We start from the raw sequence: 16,270 nt of genomic DNA, 5'->3' as shown, positions 1-16,270 counted from the left end.
GGCGGGTGCGCACTCGTCCACACTGCGCTGAACATGCCGATCAGGTCCCGGACTTGATCTTGGTCCAGACGCGCGTCCTGGCGCGTTCGGCGTCGCGTCCCAAGGGTTTCAAGGTATAGAGCGTGGCCATCGCCGCTTCGGTTGGGTACAGGTTGGGGTTGTTGCGGATCGCGGGGTCCACCTGCTCGGTCGCGTCTTTGTTCGGGTTGGGGTAGCCGACGAAATCACTGATGGGCGCAATGACTTGCGGTTGCAGCAGGTAGTTGATGAAGGTGTAGGCGTCCTGCGGGTTCTTCGCGCCCTTGGGAATGGCCAGCATGTCGAACCAGATCGGTGCGCCTTCCTTGGGCAGGCGCATATCGACGATCACGCCGTTCTTGGCATCCTTGGCGCGGTTGGCGGCCTGGGAGAAGCTGCCGGAGTAGCCGACGGCGACGCAGATGTCGCCGTTGGCGATATCGGCCATGTATTTGGAGGAGTGGAAGTAGGTGATGTACGGGCGGATTTTCATCAGCAACGCTTCGGCTTTTTCATAGTCCTTGGGGTTGCTGCTGTTGGGGTCCAGGCCCAGGTGCTGCAAGGCCAGCGGCAGGATCTCCGAGGGTGAATCCAGCAGCGCCACGCCGCATTGCTTGAGCTTGCTGATGTTCTCTTCCTTGAAGATCAGGTCCCAGCTGTCCACCGGTGCATCGGCGCCCAATGCGGCCTTGACCTTGTCGGGGTTGAAGCCGATCAGGATGGTGCCGTACATGTAGGGCACGGCAAATTTATTGCCGGGGTCGTTGGCTTCGATCAGCTTCATCAACTTGGGATCGAGGTGGTTCCAGTTCGGCAGCTGGCTGCGATCCAGCGGCTGGAACACGCCGGCCTCGATCTGCTTGGCCAGGAACACATTGGACGGCACCACCACGTCATAGCCGGAATTGCCGGTGAGCAGCTTGGCTTCCAGGGCTTCATTGGTGTCGAAGATGTCGTAGACCAGTTTGATTGCCGGGTTCCGGGCCTTGAAGTCTTCCAGAGCCTTGGGAGTGATGTAGTCGAACCAGTTGTAGACCCGCAGGGTTTTTTCTTCAGCGTGCGCGGCGGTGCTTAATACGGCGGCGCAGAGCACAAGCGACTTGAACAGATTCATTCGACTGCCCCTTCAAAACCTTCGAGAACGTTGACGGCATTGATGCCGATTTCTTCTACCGCGTAGCCGCCTTCCATCACGAACAGCGTCGGCCGGCTCAGACGGGCGATGCGCGCGCCCATCGCCAGATAATCCGGGCTGTCGAGTTTGAACTGCGAGATGGGGTCGTCCTTGAAAGTATCGACGCCCAGGGACACCACAATCACGTCGGCGCCGTAGCCCTCAATGGCCTGGCAAGCCTGTTCCAGTGCGGCGCTCCAGGTGTCCCAGCCCGAACCGGCCGGCAACGGATAGTTGAAGTTGAAACCCTCTCCGGCCCCGTCGCCGAGCTCATCGGCATAGCCGAGAAAAAACGGAAACTCGGCTTCCGGATGCCCGTGGATCGAGGTGAACAGCACATCGCTACGCTCATAGAAAATCGATTGGGTGCCATTACCGTGGTGGTAATCCACATCGAGGATCGCGACTTTTTTATAGCCCTGATCGAGAAAGGCCTGGGCGGCGATGGCTGCATTGTTGAGGTAGCAGTAACCGCCCATCAGGTCGCTGGCGGCGTGGTGTCCCGGTGGGCGGCACAGGGCAAACGCCGCCGGCGCACCGGCCTGGATCGCCTGCTGCGCGGTCAGCGCCACCTGCGCTGCGCTGTAGGCCGCCTGCCAGGTACCGGCGGTGATGGGCGCGCCGCCGTCGAAGCTGTAGTAACCCAGTTGCCCATGCAGGCTGGTGGGCAATACCCGGCGCAAGGTCCGGGCGGGCCAGGTGTAGGGCAGCAGGTCGCCTTCCTGGCCGAAGACGGTCCAGCGTTCCCAGGCGCCTTTGAAGAAGTCCAGATAGGCCGGGGAGTGAACGCGTGCCAAGGGGGTCAGGCCGAAATCATGAGGTGCGCGCACGGGCCCCAGTTGGCGGTCTTTCACCCGTTGCAACACGTGGTCGGCGCGGGAGGGCATTTCGAAACAGGGCATCAATTGTCCGTCCATCAATTCGCAACGGCCATGGTGCAGATGGTGATTGTCCGAGTAGATCGTCAGCATGTTGTTGTTCTCGAAGACTCAGGAAGGTGCCTTGCAGTGTTGCCTCGTCGGTGCGACAAGAGAACGGCAGGAGTGGCCAAAACGGGATAAATATGGCCAACGGCACTGTCCGTTATTCGCCCGCCGGGGCTTATGGCCGGAACTGACTCGGCGCGACGCCGCTCCAGCGCACGAAGGCATGCCGGAAACTCGCGGTTTCACTGAAACCCAGTTGCTCGGCAATGCAGTGGATCGGCATCGCATCGTCGGCCAGCCACTGCTTGGCCTGCTCGAAGCGCAGCTCATCGAGCAGTTCCTGATAACTGCTGCCCAGATCATGCAGGTGGCGGCGCAAGGTGCGTGGCGAGCACTTCAACTGCTCGGCGAGCCTGTCCAGCCCTGGTGCGGCATGCAGTTGCGTGGCAAGCAGGTGACGTACGCGGCCCAACCATGCCTGGCGCCCGGTGAACTCGGTGTTTTGCTTGCGGCAGCGCTCAGCCATGGCGCGATGGGTGATGGCATCGGCCAGGGGTAACGGTTGATCGAGCCACTGACGGTCGAAGGCAAAAGCATTGCTACCCGCCTGGAACTGCAACGGGCAGGCGAAGCGTTCGCCATAGCGAGCGCTGTAGGCGGGCGCCGGGTAATCGAAACGAGCCCCCAGCAACGGCAACGGATGGCCGAGCAAGTCGTCGCAGATCACCTTGAGCGACGCCAGGCACAACTCGATATTGAATGCCGCCAGCGCCGGATCCTCCCGATAATCGCAGGCGTTGAACCAGACCCGCTGGCCATCTTCCTCAAGGTTCAACTCGAAAAGTGTTCCCAGCAGTGCCGGATAGCGCAGTGCCAAGCGCAAAGCGTCACCGAAGGTGGCACTGGTCAGCAGCGCATAGCCCAGTATGCCGTAGGCCGACACGTGCATGCGTTGCCCCAGTTCCAGGCCGAGGTCCTGGCGCAGGGCTACTGCATTTGCGCAGACCTGCATCTCCTGGCGCGTGGTGATCCGTGTATCGGGTTGGTGCAGGTCTACAACCTCGATGCCGCTACCGGCCAGCAGCACCTCATGGCTTATGCCTTCGGTGTTGAACGTCTCGAGCACCAGCGAAACAGCGTTCAAGGTGGTCAGGTGTGAGTGCAGCATAGGGCGGATCCCTGCAAAAATTGCTTGGAGGGAGCAATTCCCATGCCGCAGGCACCCGTTGATCAGAGGCCGAAGAATAGTCGGCGTGCCTGTTCCAAGTTGATTTCGCTACGGTAGTAGTCAATCAGTTCCTGCGAGTCCAAGCCGTTGGGGGTATCGGTAGTCAGGCCCTGGTTGCGCTGAGCGGGTGTTTTCAAGCGGGCCTTGATGAACGCCTTGGATTGCGTCCAGGACGTCGAATAGTGAAAGTGGGCATACCAGAGTACGTCATGGGTAACACGGTCCGTGATGGTGTACTCATCCAGGTAGTTCGGTCTGGCGCTCTTGAGCCGCTGTCGACTCTTGGTTTTCTTCAGGGTGATTTCGCGGCGCTGCTGGAGCCATTCCACGCCGGCAATAGTGGGTGGCCGTTCCTTGATCATGCGCCGTATGTGCTGGGCGGCGTCTTGGTAGAGTTCGGCCGCGGCCTCCTTGAGTTTTCGGCTGAGGATGGCCGCAGAGCGCTGCTGTTGAGTGCCGAGTTGCGGTCGTGACAAGGCTTGTTCAATGGCCTGGCCGGTTTCTTCCAGCACCAGGGCGTGCTGGTGATACAGGTACTCGATACCGATGGCGGTACGCGCCGTCTTTTTCGCCTGCTCGTCGGCACGCTCCTTGAACGCCGTCAGGCCGTCGAGAAAGACCTGGGCCTTATCAAGGACTGTCTGGATCTGCGGTGTCGCAGGATGCGATGGCGGTGGCGTGGTAACGCGCTGGACCCACAACCCCTGATCTTTTTTGTGGTAGGTCGCGATGATTTGTTGAGTGATGGGCGACTTGATATCCACCAGATCGGTCTCAAGCCCGACGGAGGTCATTCGCGGCTCGCCGATCAATACGCCGTTGTAGCGGGTATTGATGAATTTTTTCTGCGCCCTGGGCGGTGTGGGTGGCGGTGTGGGTCGGCTCCTGAGGGCGTCGCGGTCGACATGCAACAGCGTCAGTTGCTGCTGCGCATCCTGGGAGTAGGCGCGCATTTTCTGACGTAGGGATTCCAGCTGTTCGGGAACGACGGCGTCGGCGAAGTCTTGTGGCAGGTCCTCCAGACGTTCATTGATGACCGCGAATTGTTCGATCAGGCTGCCCAGCGCTTCAATACGTTCATCCAGACGTGCTTCGCTGCGCTCAAACAAGGTATCGCGCAGGGCCTGGACCGCAATGTCAGCGGTATCGACGATCTTGTCCAATGCGGCCCAGGCCTCAGGCGCGCTATCAACAGAGGCTTCATCCAGGCACAGGTTGCGCGACATGGTCACCTGCAAGGCCTTGAGGTCATCACTGCTGTAGGAAGGCATTCGCTTTTTCCGCAGCTGGATCTGGTGCAAGCCCTCGGAGGACAGTTGGCGTAGTTGTTCAAAGCGTGAGTGCACGTAATCCAGGCGCTCGATCATGTCCTGATTCAACCTGGTGAGTTGTCGCGCATCTTCGATATGCCGTTCCTGAGGGGCGCGGGCCTGGCGTTCGATCTGCTCCAGTACCTTGCGAAAGGCTGGAGTGAATGTGCTTTGGACCTCCTTGATACCCACTTCGGATAATTCCAGTTGTGCATTCAAATAGGCGATGGCCCTGGGCTGATAGTCTGGGATGGGATCAAACACGTGCAGTTGCTTGAGTTGTTGCAGGGCCGTTTCATAGTCCGAATGCTGGGTGGCGAGTTTTTGCAGATAGTGCTGGCGTTGCTCGTCGGCCGAGGTCTCGAGCGCTTCGGTCATTTCCGTGCGGGCTCGTTGCAGGTCCAGTGACAACGTTTTTTTTGAGTTCTCAAACGCTTGCAGTTTTTCGCGCAACTGCTTGGCAGTTTCCGTGGCCTGCAGGCTGGCGCGTCTGATCGCGCGTTTGGGGCCACCGCCACGCAGGCGCAGGCGACTGTCGATAAACCATTGGCCTAGAGCATTGTGGATCAGGGCCGGGCCGATACGTTCTGATTTAGTTGGATCAATGATGAACACTGGCTCGTCCGGTTGCGCTGATACCTCGAACCAGCGTTGGCCGACGGGTACGTAGTATTTCTGGCCTGAACGGTAGAGGTGTTGGTGAGTACCTGCCTTGGTGATGGGGCTACTCAGCGTCGCGGGTTTTTCGACCTTGAAGCTCTCCAGCAGGGCGCGTAGTTGTTCGGTGCGGCGGTTGACCGCGCCACTGATGTTCAGCGGGGAAATAGTGTCGGCAGGCAGGTTGGATGATGCGTTGTCGGCCAACTGCTTGACGACGATCGCCTTAGCGACGGTTTTTTCAGCCGGCGGTTCTGGCTCACGCTGGGCGGCGAGCGCTTTGCCGGTGTGCTGATGCCGTGTGGCGATATGCAGGGTGATCGCCAGGCCCAGATTGAGCAGGACGTCGGTGATGGCAGCCCATTGCGCGGGTTTGTCCTGTTGCTGTTCGGCATCGACGAACTGTTGCAGTTGATCGAGAACCTGCCAGATCCACAAGGCGGTGCCCAGGGTCGGGCTGAGGAAGGGCAGCACTGCATTGAGCAGGTTCCAGCCAGCCTGCTTGAGCGTTGCCCAGCGGCTTTCGGCGTTGGAGACCGACTGGCGATCGGCCAGGGTCACTAATGCCTGGGCGTTGGCAGTGAACAGCGTGGCGAGCAGGTCATCGTTCAGCACGGCGTTGCCCAGCACCATCGGGCCGCTCAGGGTCCACAGTTTGTCAGGCTCCACCAGATAGTCCGCAACGGCCCAGGGAGAGGGCAGGTCCCCTGGGAATACGTAGTTGGCGTAGTCTTCGCGCACAGCGTCGGGCAGCCAGGCCAGTACCGAGTTGCGCAATTCGGGCGACTGCGTCACGGCGTAGATCAGGTTGGCAGGCGAGGCGTATTGAACCAGCGGCGGGTTGAACAATGGGCGGTAGAGCAGGCAGGGACCGGCAGCAGGATCGGACGGGCCGATGACATACATGTTGGCCACCTCGTCGTAGGTCCCTGCACTGCGCCGTTTAGGGGCAAAGGCCAATTGGCGCATGACAATAGCCTGGCCATCCACGTTGTGCTCATGGGTGTCGAGTTCCATCAGCGCGGCGATGTAGCGGTATCCCAGTTCATTAATCCCGTCCTGCTGACGAAGCTTGCTCTGCAGCGCCATCAGCGGCAGTTGGATGCGCATGTGTTGGGTGTACAGCGCTTTGCGGCGCGCGGACTCCTGGCGCAGGTCCAGCAATTTAGTGTTGATCAGCTCGGGGTAGGTCTTGCCGATATTGACCTGCTGAATAACGTTCTCCACGTAGTCGACGGTCATCCATTCGGGCAGTGCCACTGCGTTATCAAGCTCAATCGTTTTGTTGCCCAGGGGCAGCGCAATCAGGTTCTGCAGGGCCAGCTCCACGAGTGTGAAGGTGGTTGTGTTGTAGACGCCCGGAACAATGAAGGAACCCCAGGTTTCCAGGCTCTTGACGCGCACGAGGATTTTTTCAAAAGACAGGTGCCCGGCGGTTGGGTGGTCCAGGAGAATCTGATCCTTGATTTGGTCAAGGGCGTACTTCTCGATGCCGGGGATGTCTTCCAGGTAGGACGCGCCGGCATGCGCGCTGTTAAGCGCCGCCAGGTCCTTGAGCAGACGTGCGTAGCGGTTGAGGTCACTGGTCGAGGCGCTGCTCAGCCAATCGGGCAAGGCGTCGCGATACCATTCAAGCCCGGGCCCTTTTTGTGCGGGCGCAGTGTCCGGTCCCGGGGTTGAATTCAAAGCGTTGTTGACCTTGCTCGGACTGTCTTCGCGCAGTTCTGAAAAACTCATGGCGCCAACAGCGTCAACTTGCTGAGCGACGTAGGCGCAGGCCAGATGATCAAAAAAATCGCCTTCGGGCTCGAACAAGCGCCAGTTGAGTGAAGGGCGGTTTGCCTGTGGTCCGAGATGGTCCGGCAGCGATTTGCCCAATTGCTCCAGAGAGTCGAATTTCTCGTAGCCCTTGAGCAGTGAGTAGCTGAGGATGATCGTGCGTTCCTGATGCCGGCCCGACAGTAACGCGATCTGCAACGCTTTGAATCCCTTGCTCTGTGTGCCGTCCGTCTGTTCGATTTCGATCATGCAGGCTTTGCTCGCATAGGGATCATCGATTTGTCGAGTGGCGCGTTCGGGCAGGTGAAACAGTCGGCGTGCCAGGGCGCAGTCGGTTTCGTCCCATGCTTCAACTTCCTGGACGTTCCAGCCATTACGCAGGGTGTTGGACAGTTCCTGCCAGCGCGGGCCTTTGGCGTTGCTATCGTTCCAGAAGTTGACCAGGTGCTCCTGGAAAGCGCAGAGCATGACCGGGGCTCTGGTGTTGAGGATTTTCGCAACATCGGTCGTGCGCACGGGCAAATGCACAGGCGGATCGGTGAGCGGGTACCGTGTGAGAAAGTGCTCTCCCTCGATGCACAGCGTCGGTATCGCCAGTACCGCCTGGCGGACCAGCAGGTCACTGAGTGCGTGATACTCGGGCGGCCCGGCAACGATCTGGTCGTCGAGGAGGTGCCAGGTCGGCACGCCCATCAAGGTGCTGCCCGGGTCGATGTTCAGGGTTGCGTATTGCTCATTCAGCGCCTGACGCAATAATTCGGTGGCGGCCTCTCTGAAGGAAGGCCCTGCGTAGAATTGAGCAATCAGCTCCAGTGTCGGGTCATTGTTCTTGAGCTGTTTCTGGGCGGTGGGGGTTGCAGAGGTCATGAGGGGTTCCTGTCGTGCCGGTTGATGGAAACAACCCGAGGCAGAGGCTCGGGTTTTCCATGCTAGGCACCGACAGGTCGCTGGTGAGAGTGACTATGTATCGAATCTCAACGCAGCTCTTCACACAGGTCCAGTTCGACCAGGCGGCGAATCTCGGCGTTGGGCAGGCCCGCACCGATCAAGGCATTGAGCTTGCCAAACGCGGCTTCGCGGGTCATGCCGCCACCGGACAGCACACCCACGCCGCGCAAGCGGCTGCCGGCTTCGTACACATCCAGCTCCACGCCACCTTCATGGCATTGGGTGATTGCCACGACCACGATGCCGTTTTCTTCTGCTCGCTTGAGGCTGGCGAGAAACGCAGGGTTGTCGCTGGGCCCGGTGCCACTGCCGAAGCACTCCAGCACCAGCGCCTGGATGCCGCTGTCGACCAGTGCATCCAGTTGCGCTGCGCCGATGCCCGGGACCAGCGGCAATACGCCGACATTGGCCAGGGCCTTGGACTGGCGGTAATCCAGGGCGGCGGGAAGCGCTTCGGCCTTGGCCACACCGCCGTTGCGCTGCAACGCGGCAAACGGATGACGACCAAAGCTGCGGATCTTCGCGCAGCGGGTCGGTGCCATCAGCGCGCCGTGGAAGAACAGGTGTACGCCGGGTGCCAGGCCTTCGCCCAACGCCAGCAGGGCACCGCTGACGTTTTCCCAGGCATCGCTGTCGGGTACGCCGGCCGGCAACATCGAGCCAGTGAACACCACCGGTGCCGGCAAACCCAGCAATTGAAAGCTCATGGCTGCCGCGCTGTAGGCCAGGGTGTCGGTGCCGTGCAGGATCAGCACCGCGTCGCAACCCTCGTCAACGGCCTCGACCACGGCGCTGCGCAGGCGCTGCCAATAGGCGGGGGTCATGTTGGCGCTGTCGATCAGCGGGGACATTTCCCGGAAGCGCCAGGCGGGTACTGAGACGTTGGCGAACTGTTCGCGCATGCGCGCTTCAAAACCGGAGGCGGGGGCCAGGCCATTGGCGCTGGCCTGCATGCCAATGGTGCCACCGGTGTAGAGCACCATGATGTTATTAGCTGGTTGCATCAAAGAATCTCCTGAACGAAAAACGCCGCCGGGCCCAGAGCATGCCCAAGGCCAGGCGGCGTGTCATCTGTCTACGCTCAGCGTTGCACTTGAGCGTTCAGTTCAGCCGCTGGGGCCGCTTGCGGTTTTACCGGATTGGCCGGCCAGGCCTTGCGGTCCAGGTCCAGGTCAGGGAACTGGCTGGAGTCGAACACCGGGGTCTTGATGCCTGCCGCGCGCTGGTTGTCGTAGTCGTTCAGGATGCGCATGGCAATCTTGAACAGGAACGCCAGGGCGAACAGGTTGACGAACGCCAGCATGGTCATGGTGATGTCGGCGAAGGCGAACACGGTGCTCAGGTTCTCGATCGAACCCCAGAAAATCAGCACCAGCACCAGCGCGCGATAGCCCATCAGCACCTTGCGGTTGTTGCCCACCAGGAAGCGCAGGTTGCTCTCGCCCAGGTAGTAGTTGTACATGATCGAGGTGAACACGAACAACGCCAGGGCCACCGAGATAAACATGCGGCCCCAGTCACCCACTACGGCAGCCAGGGAGTTCTGGGTCAGGGCAATGCCGTCGCCTTCAAAGCCTGGGGTGTAGAAGCCGGAGAGCAGGATCAGCAACGCGGTGCAGGTGCAGATCACGAAGGTGTCGAGGAACACGCTGAACGCCTGGACCACGCCTTGGGCGATCGGGTGTTCTACCGAAGCGACGGCCGCTACGTTAGGCGCACTGCCCAGACCGGCTTCGTTGGCGAACACGCCGCGTTTCACACCCATGATGATCGCGCTGCCCACCAGGCCACCGAAGGCTTGGTCCAGGCCGAAGGCGCTTTTGACGATGGTCGCGAGCATGGCCGGTACGTGGTCGAATTGCAGCACGATCACATAGAGGGTCACGGCGATGTAGATCAGGGTCTTGACCGGCACCAGCAGGTCGGCGATCGAAGCGATGCGCTTGATCCCGCCGATGAATACCAGGCCCAGCAATGCCGCCAGGGCCAGGCCGGTGTAGGTGGTGTCGAGGCCGAAAGCATTGTTCAGCGAGTGGGTCACGGCATGGGCTTGCAGGCCGTTGAAGGCAAAGCCGAAGGTCACCAGCAGCAGGAACGCCATGACCATACCCAGCCAGCGCTTCTGCAAACCGTGCTGGATGTAATAGGCCGGGCCGCCACGGTAGGTGCCTTCCGCGTCAGTGCGCTTGTACAACTGGCCGAGGGAGCACTCGATAAAGCTCGAAGACATGCCCACCAGCGCGGTGACCCACATCCAGAACACGGCACCCGGGCCACCCAGGGTCACGGCAATGCCGACACCCGCGATGTTACCGGCACCGACGCGGCCGGCCAGGCTGAGCATCAGCGCCTGGAACGAGCTGAGTTGGTCGGAGCTGTTTTTCAGGCTGTCGCGAAACACCGAAAACATGTGGAAAAAGTGACGCAATTGAACGAAACGCGAGCGGATCGTGAAATAACCGCCGAGCCCGACAATGAGCACGATCAGTACTTTCCCTGAGAGGAAGTCGTTGATGACTTCGAGCATGGAGTGTTCCTCGCTGATTTTTCTAATGGCAAACGCAGGACGGTCCTACCCTTCGCATAGCACCAGGCAGTGCGCGACGGTTCGACCCCAATCCTTTTGCGGGTGTTGTTATTCATGCGCTATCGCGTGTATCCGGGCCTCGTTACCGACGGCCGCAGGCGCGAAGAGGGGCGGCACTATACCTAGGCGAACGTGATCCGTCTGCTCGGGCTGATTAAAGGTTTCAGCCACGCTGTTACAGGCAAGGAGGGTTTGCAGGGCGATATTGGATTTTTTATGGGCGTCATTTCACAACCTTGAGGCAAAAAAAAGGGCCTGAAGAACGAGCCTTCAGGCCCTCAAAAGGTGAGAGGTGTCTAGTCCCTCAACCTGGTGAGCGGTGCAACAAACACTTAGGCCTTCAACGGGACCAAGCGTGGGGCAATCATGTTTTCGGGGCGCAGGATGTCGTCGAGCATGGCGTCGTCGAGCAAGCCTTCTTCGCGCACCAGTTCCAGCACGCCGCGGCCGCTTTCGAGGGCGATACGTGCGATGCGGGTGGCGTTTTCATAGCCGATGTACGGGTTCAGCGCGGTGACCAGGCCGATGGAGTGTTCCACCAGTTCGCGGCAGCGGGCTTCGTTGGCGGTGATGCCGACGATGCAGTGTTCGCGCAGCATGTCCATGGCGCGTTGCAGCAGGCGGATCGAGTCGAAGATCTTGAAGGCGATCAGTGGCTCCATCACGTTCAACTGCAGCTGGCCGCCTTCGGCCGCCATGGTCAGGGCCAGGTCGTTACCGATGACTTGGAACGCAACCTGGTTCACGGCTTCCGGGATCACCGGGTTGACCTTGCCGGGCATGATCGAACTGCCTGGCTGGCGCGCCGGCAGGTTGATCTCGTTGATGCCGGTGCGTGGGCCGCTGGACAGCAGGCGCAGGTCGTTGCAGATCTTCGACAGCTTCACGGCGGTACGCTTGAGCATGCCGGAGAACAGCACGAAGGCGCCCATGTCGGAGGTGGCTTCGATCAGGTCGGCAGCCGGGACCACTGGCTGGCCGCTGATAACGGCCAGGCGTTGTACGGCCAGGGCCTGGTAACGCGGGTCGGCGTTGATGCCGGTACCGATGGCGGTACCGCCCAGGTTCACTTCGGTCAGCAGCTCTGGCGCCAGGGTTTTCAGGCGGGCCAAGTCTTCACCGAGGGTGGTGGCGAAGGCGCGGAATTCCTGGCCGAGGGTCATCGGCACGGCGTCTTGCAGTTGGGTGCGGCCCATTTTCAGCACGTGGCTGAACTCGACGCCCTTGGCGGCGAACGCCTGGATCAGGCTGTCGAGGCTGGCCAGCAGCGCGTCATGGCCCAACAGCAGACCCAGGCGGATCGCGGTCGGGTAGGCGTCGTTGGTCGACTGCGCCATGTTCACGTCGTTGTTGGGGTGCAGGTATTGGTACTCGCCCTTGTTGTGGCCCATGGCCTCCAACGCGATGTTGGCGATGACTTCGTTGGCATTCATGTTGGTTGAAGTGCCGGCGCCGCCTTGAATCATGTCCACCACGAACTCTTCGTGGAAATCGCCGCGGATCAGGCGGGCACAGGCTTCGCTGATGGCAGCGTGCTTGGCTTCGCTGAGCTGGCCCAACTCGCGGTTGGCGTCAGCGGCGGCTTGCTTGACCATTGCCAGGCCGACCACCAATTTCGGGTAATGCGAAATCGGAACGCCCGAGAGGCGGAAGTTATTCACCGCTCGCAGGGTCTGGATGCCGTAATACGCTTGGGCAGGTACTTCGAGTACGCCAAGCAGGTCTTTTTCTGTGCGGAATGATGCAGCGGAGGACATGACGGAAATCATCTCGATATGGACCCGGAACAGGCCGGAACGCTGCGAATGCTAGGCCTGTAGGGGATTTTGGGCCAATGCTGTTAAACACTGGCCTATGCATAAACGGCATAATGCACGTGTGACCCGGCTATCATGGCGGGCGTGTGTGCCAAAATGGTGCGTATCCGTGGGAGGCAGCGATGAACCTTGAGAGCAAATGGCTGGAAGACTTCAGCGCCCTGGCGGCGACACGCAGCTTTTCCCAGGCAGCGGAGCGGCGGTTTGTCACCCAGCCGGCGTTCAGTCGACGTATCCGCAGTCTTGAGGCCGCACTGGGCCTGACCCTGGTCAACCGCTCGCGCACGCCGGTTGAGCTGACGGCGGCGGGGCAGCTGTTCCTGGTCACTGCACGCACCGTGGTCGAACAGCTCGGTGAAGTGCTGCGCCATTTGCACCACCTGGAAGGCGGGCAGGGCGAGGTCATGCAAGTGGCCGCTGCTCACTCCCTGGCGTTGGGTTTCTTCCCGCGCTGGATCGCGCAACTGCGCAACGAAGGCCTGAACATCGCCACACGGCTGGTCGCCACCAACGTCGGTGACGCCGTGCACGCCCTGCGCGAAGGCGGTTGCGATTTGATGCTGGCCTTCTACGACCCGGATGCGGCCATGCAGATGGACGCCGAAATCTTCCCTTCGCTGCACCTGGGCAACACCGAAATGCTCCCGGTGTGCGCGGCGGATGCGGATGGCAAGCCGTTGTTCGATCTGGAAGGCGAGGGCAGTGTGCCGTTGCTGGCCTACAGCGCTGGCGCGTTCCTCGGCCGTTCGGTGCACCTATTGCTGCGCCAGCGCGCGCTGCGCTTCACTACTGTTTACGAAACCGCGATGGCCGACAGCCTCAAAAGCATGGCCCTCGAAGGCCTGGGCATCGCCTGGGTGCCGCAGTTGAGCGTGCGTGCCGAACTGGCTCGAGGCGAACTGGTGGTGTGCGGTGGGCCGCAATGGCATGTGCCGCTGGAGATTCGGCTGTATCGCTGCGCGTTGGTGCGCAAAGCGAATGTGCGGTTGTTGTGGCGTAAGTTGGAAGGTGGGGCGGCGCAGAATACCTGAGCCCTCCCACAGGGTTTTGTGGTTATTTGGCTGACTCTTAAGTCAATAAAACCGCCGGTTTGCGCCGCTGGACAGATGGTCATTCCAGGGGCTGTTTATCTGGATTATTACGGTATACTGCGCGGCCTTCGGCCGGTCCAACCGGCCAAAATTCGTACACCAAGCCACGCCGGATTTCCCGCGTGGCTTGTTGTTTTTTGACGCGCCTGCGGGCGCCCAGAGAGAAGAGGCACGACGATGAGTGCATTGGTTGGCGTGATCATGGGCTCCAAGTCCGATTGGTCCACCCTTAGCCACACCGCCGATATGCTGGAAAAACTCGGCATTCCGTATGAAGTGAAAGTGGTCTCTGCCCACCGCACCCCGGATTTGCTGTTCCAGTATGCCGATGAAGCAGAATCCCGTGGCATCGAGGTGATCATCGCCGGTGCCGGCGGCGCAGCGCACCTGCCGGGCATGTGTGCGGCCAAGACTCACCTGCCAGTGCTTGGCGTACCGGTGCAGTCGGCAATGCTCTCGGGCGTCGATTCGCTGTTGTCCATCGTGCAGATGCCGGCCGGTATCCCGGTGGCCACCCTGGCGATCGGCAAGGCCGGCGCGATCAACGCAGCCCTGCTGTCCGCCAGCATCCTGGGCGCCAAGCACCCGCAGTTCCACGCGGTGCTGAAGAAATTCCGTGCTGAACAGACAGACAGCGTGCTGGACAATCCAGACCCACGTATCGCCTGAGGTTGTTGACGATGAAAATCGGTGTAATCGGTGGCGGCCAACTGGGCCGCATGCTGGCCTTGGCGGGCACCCCGCTGGGGATGAACTTTGCTTTCCTGGACCCGGCGCCGGACGCTTGTGCGGCAGCCTTGGGTGAACACCTGTGCGCTGACTACAGCGACCCGGACCACCTGCGCCAACTGGCCGATGAAGTCGACCTGGTGACGTTCGAGTTTGAAAGCGTGCCGGCCGAAACCGTGGCCTTCCTGTCGCAGTTCGTACCGGTGTACCCGAGCGCCGAGGCCTTGCGCATCGCCCGTGACCGCTGGTTCGAGAAGAGCATGTTCAAGGACCTGGGCATTCCGACCCCAGCCTTCGCCGATATCCAGTCCCAGGCGGACCTGGACGCCGCCGTCGCCAGTATTGGCCTGCCGGCCGTGCTGAAAACCCGCACCCTGGGTTACGACGGCAAGGGCCAGAAAGTCCTGCGCACCGCCGCCGATGTGGTCGGCACCTTCGCCGAACTGGGCAGCGTGGCCTGCCTGCTGGAAGGCTTCGTGCCCTTCACCGGCGAAGTCTCGTTGATCGCCGTGCGTGCCCGTGATGGCGAGACCCGCTTCTACCCGTTGGTGCACAACACCCACGACAGCGGCATCCTCAAGCTGTCCGTGGCCAGCACCGATCACCCGTTGCAGGCCCTGGCCGAAGACTATTCCAGCCGTGTGCTCAAACAGCTGGATTACGTCGGTGTGATGGCGTTCGAGTTCTTTGAAGTCGACGGTGGTCTCAAGGCCAACGAAATCGCCCCGCGTGTGCACAACTCCGGGCACTGGACCACCGAAGGCGCCGAGTGCAGCCAGTTCGAAAACCACCTGCGCGCAGTCGCGGGCTTGCCGCTGGGTTCCACGGCCAAGGTCGGTGAGAGCGCGATGCTCAACTTCATCGGCGTGGTACCGCCGGTGGAGCGCGTGATCACGATCGAAGACTGCCACCTGCATCACTACGGCAAGGCCTTCAAGGCCGGGCGCAAGGTCGGCCACGCCAACCTGCGCTGCAAGGACCGCGCAACGCTGCAAGCGCAGATCCTCAAGGTCGAAGCGCTGATCGCCGAGCAATAACCCTGGGGTCGGCGGGAACCATTCGGTTATCGCCGTCCTCTGATTGCAGGGTGCCAAAGCCTGTCTAGGCTTTGGCATAGCTCACTTCATTCAGAGGGAAATGCCATGGGTATTATCGGAACCATCTTTATCGGCTTGATCGTCGGCCTGCTGGCGCGTTTCCTCAAGCCCGGCGACGACAGCATGGGCTGGATCATGACCATCCTGCTGGGTATCGCCGGCTCCCTGGCCGCGACCTACGGTGGTCAGGCACTGGGCATCTACCAGGCGGGTCAAGGCGCAGGCTTTATCGGCGCACTGGTCGGCGCCATTGTGCTGCTGGTGATCTACGGCCTGATCAAAAAGAAGTAATCAGCCGACAAAGTCCTCTGCGCTGCGCAGGCGCAGAGGGCTAGAATGCTCGGCACTTGTTACTTGCCGAGCCTCTCCATGCGCCGTTTTCTGTTGACTCTTCTCTTGCTGGGCTCTGGCCTGGCACACGCCGGCGAACTGCCGGAAACCGACTGGCTCGACCTGATGCCGCTGTCGGACCAGAAGGCCCTCGAGGCCATGCCCGAGATCGACCACAACTCCCCCGAAGCCCAAGGCACGTTCACCGACAAAGGTGGCCTGAAGCAGAGCAAAGGCTTGCCGGCGGTGATGTATTCCACCAAGACCGTGGCCGCCATGAACGGCAAGAACATCCGCATCGGCGGGTATCCGGTGCCGTTGGAAACCGACGCCAAGGGTCGCAGCACGTTGTTCTTCCTGGTGCCGTACCCGGGCGCCTGCATCCACGTGCCGCCACCACCGCCTAACCAGTTGGTGCTGGTGCGTTATCCCAAGGGGCTGAAGCTGGATGACATCTACACGCCGCTGTGGGTTACCGGTACGTTGAAGGTGGAGAAGGTGAATAACGACCTGGCGGATGCGGCGTATGCGCTGGATGCTGGGAAAGTACGGGTCGTAAAGGAATCCGATCTCTAAGCT

The 16,270-nt window shown here is 60.9% G+C and carries 12 protein-coding genes; 5 read left to right on the top strand and 7 right to left on the bottom strand.

Annotated elements, in window-relative coordinates; translation table 11 throughout:
• Positions 1 to 40 precede the first annotated feature (40 nt).
• The 7 genes from FBY10_RS07795 to aspA form a co-directional block, all read right to left on the bottom strand.
• Entirely contained in the window at positions 41 to 1,132 is a 1,092-nt protein-coding gene (locus tag FBY10_RS07795) for a polyamine ABC transporter substrate-binding protein (RefSeq protein ID WP_131697695.1), read from the bottom strand.
• Entirely contained in the window at positions 1,129 to 2,163 is a 1,035-nt protein-coding gene (locus FBY10_RS07790) for a histone deacetylase family protein (protein WP_145337387.1), read from the bottom strand. Before FBY10_RS07790 ends, FBY10_RS07795 begins: the two co-directional genes overlap by 4 nt.
• 130 nt (positions 2,164 to 2,293) lie before the next feature.
• Positions 2,294 to 3,286, bottom strand: coding sequence for an AraC family transcriptional regulator (locus tag FBY10_RS07785; RefSeq protein ID WP_145337388.1), 993 nt, complete (start codon positions 3,284 to 3,286; stop codon positions 2,294 to 2,296).
• 62 nt (positions 3,287 to 3,348) lie between these two features.
• The gene (locus FBY10_RS07780; protein WP_145337389.1) at positions 3,349 to 7,959 is read right to left on the bottom strand and encodes a hypothetical protein; all 4,611 of its coding nucleotides are present in this window, start codon (positions 7,957 to 7,959) and stop codon (positions 3,349 to 3,351) included.
• Positions 7,960 to 8,066: 107 nt separating this feature from the next.
• Positions 8,067 to 9,044, bottom strand: coding sequence for an asparaginase (locus tag FBY10_RS07775; protein ID WP_145337390.1), 978 nt, complete (start codon positions 9,042 to 9,044; stop codon positions 8,067 to 8,069).
• A 77-nt stretch (positions 9,045 to 9,121) separates the two neighbouring features.
• On the bottom strand, positions 9,122 to 10,567 hold the full coding sequence (locus FBY10_RS07770) for a sodium:alanine symporter family protein (protein ID WP_131697690.1): 1,446 nt from the start codon (positions 10,565 to 10,567) through the stop codon (positions 9,122 to 9,124).
• 392 nt (positions 10,568 to 10,959) lie between these two features.
• Positions 10,960 to 12,384 (bottom strand): aspartate ammonia-lyase, encoded by a 1,425-nt coding sequence (aspA, locus tag FBY10_RS07765; protein WP_025854459.1) that lies wholly within the window; start codon positions 12,382 to 12,384, stop codon positions 10,960 to 10,962.
• Positions 12,385 to 12,566: 182 nt separating this feature from the next.
• On the opposite strand from aspA, the gene FBY10_RS07760 reads away from it, so the two are divergent.
• The 5 genes from FBY10_RS07760 to FBY10_RS07740 all read left to right on the top strand — a co-directional run bounded on the left by FBY10_RS07760 (position 12,567) and on the right by FBY10_RS07740 (position 16,267).
• Positions 12,567 to 13,475, top strand: coding sequence for a LysR substrate-binding domain-containing protein (locus FBY10_RS07760; RefSeq protein ID WP_010566930.1), 909 nt, complete (start codon positions 12,567 to 12,569; stop codon positions 13,473 to 13,475).
• Positions 13,476 to 13,712: 237 nt separating this feature from the next.
• Entirely contained in the window at positions 13,713 to 14,204 is a 492-nt protein-coding gene (gene purE / locus FBY10_RS07755) for a 5-(carboxyamino)imidazole ribonucleotide mutase (RefSeq protein ID WP_003176980.1), read from the top strand.
• 11 nt (positions 14,205 to 14,215) lie between these two features.
• A complete protein-coding gene (locus FBY10_RS07750; protein ID WP_131697689.1) occupies positions 14,216 to 15,301 on the top strand; it encodes a 5-(carboxyamino)imidazole ribonucleotide synthase in 1,086 nt (361 codons plus the stop codon).
• A 105-nt stretch (positions 15,302 to 15,406) separates the two neighbouring features.
• Positions 15,407 to 15,652: a GlsB/YeaQ/YmgE family stress response membrane protein gene (locus FBY10_RS07745; RefSeq protein ID WP_005792540.1), complete on the top strand. Its 246-nt coding sequence runs from the start codon at positions 15,407 to 15,409 to the stop codon at positions 15,650 to 15,652.
• 78 nt (positions 15,653 to 15,730) lie between these two features.
• Complete coding sequence (locus tag FBY10_RS07740) at positions 15,731 to 16,267, top strand: DUF3299 domain-containing protein (RefSeq protein ID WP_041161056.1); 537 nt, start codon at positions 15,731 to 15,733, stop codon at positions 16,265 to 16,267.
• Positions 16,268 to 16,270 lie beyond the last annotated feature (3 nt).

The sequence above is a fragment of the Pseudomonas sp. SJZ103 genome (assembly GCF_007828335.1).
In the GTDB taxonomy this organism is placed as follows: domain Bacteria; phylum Pseudomonadota; class Gammaproteobacteria; order Pseudomonadales; family Pseudomonadaceae; genus Aquipseudomonas.
The sequence above is the reverse complement of the archived record's forward strand: the minus strand, read 5'-3'. Positions and strand labels throughout refer to the sequence as shown.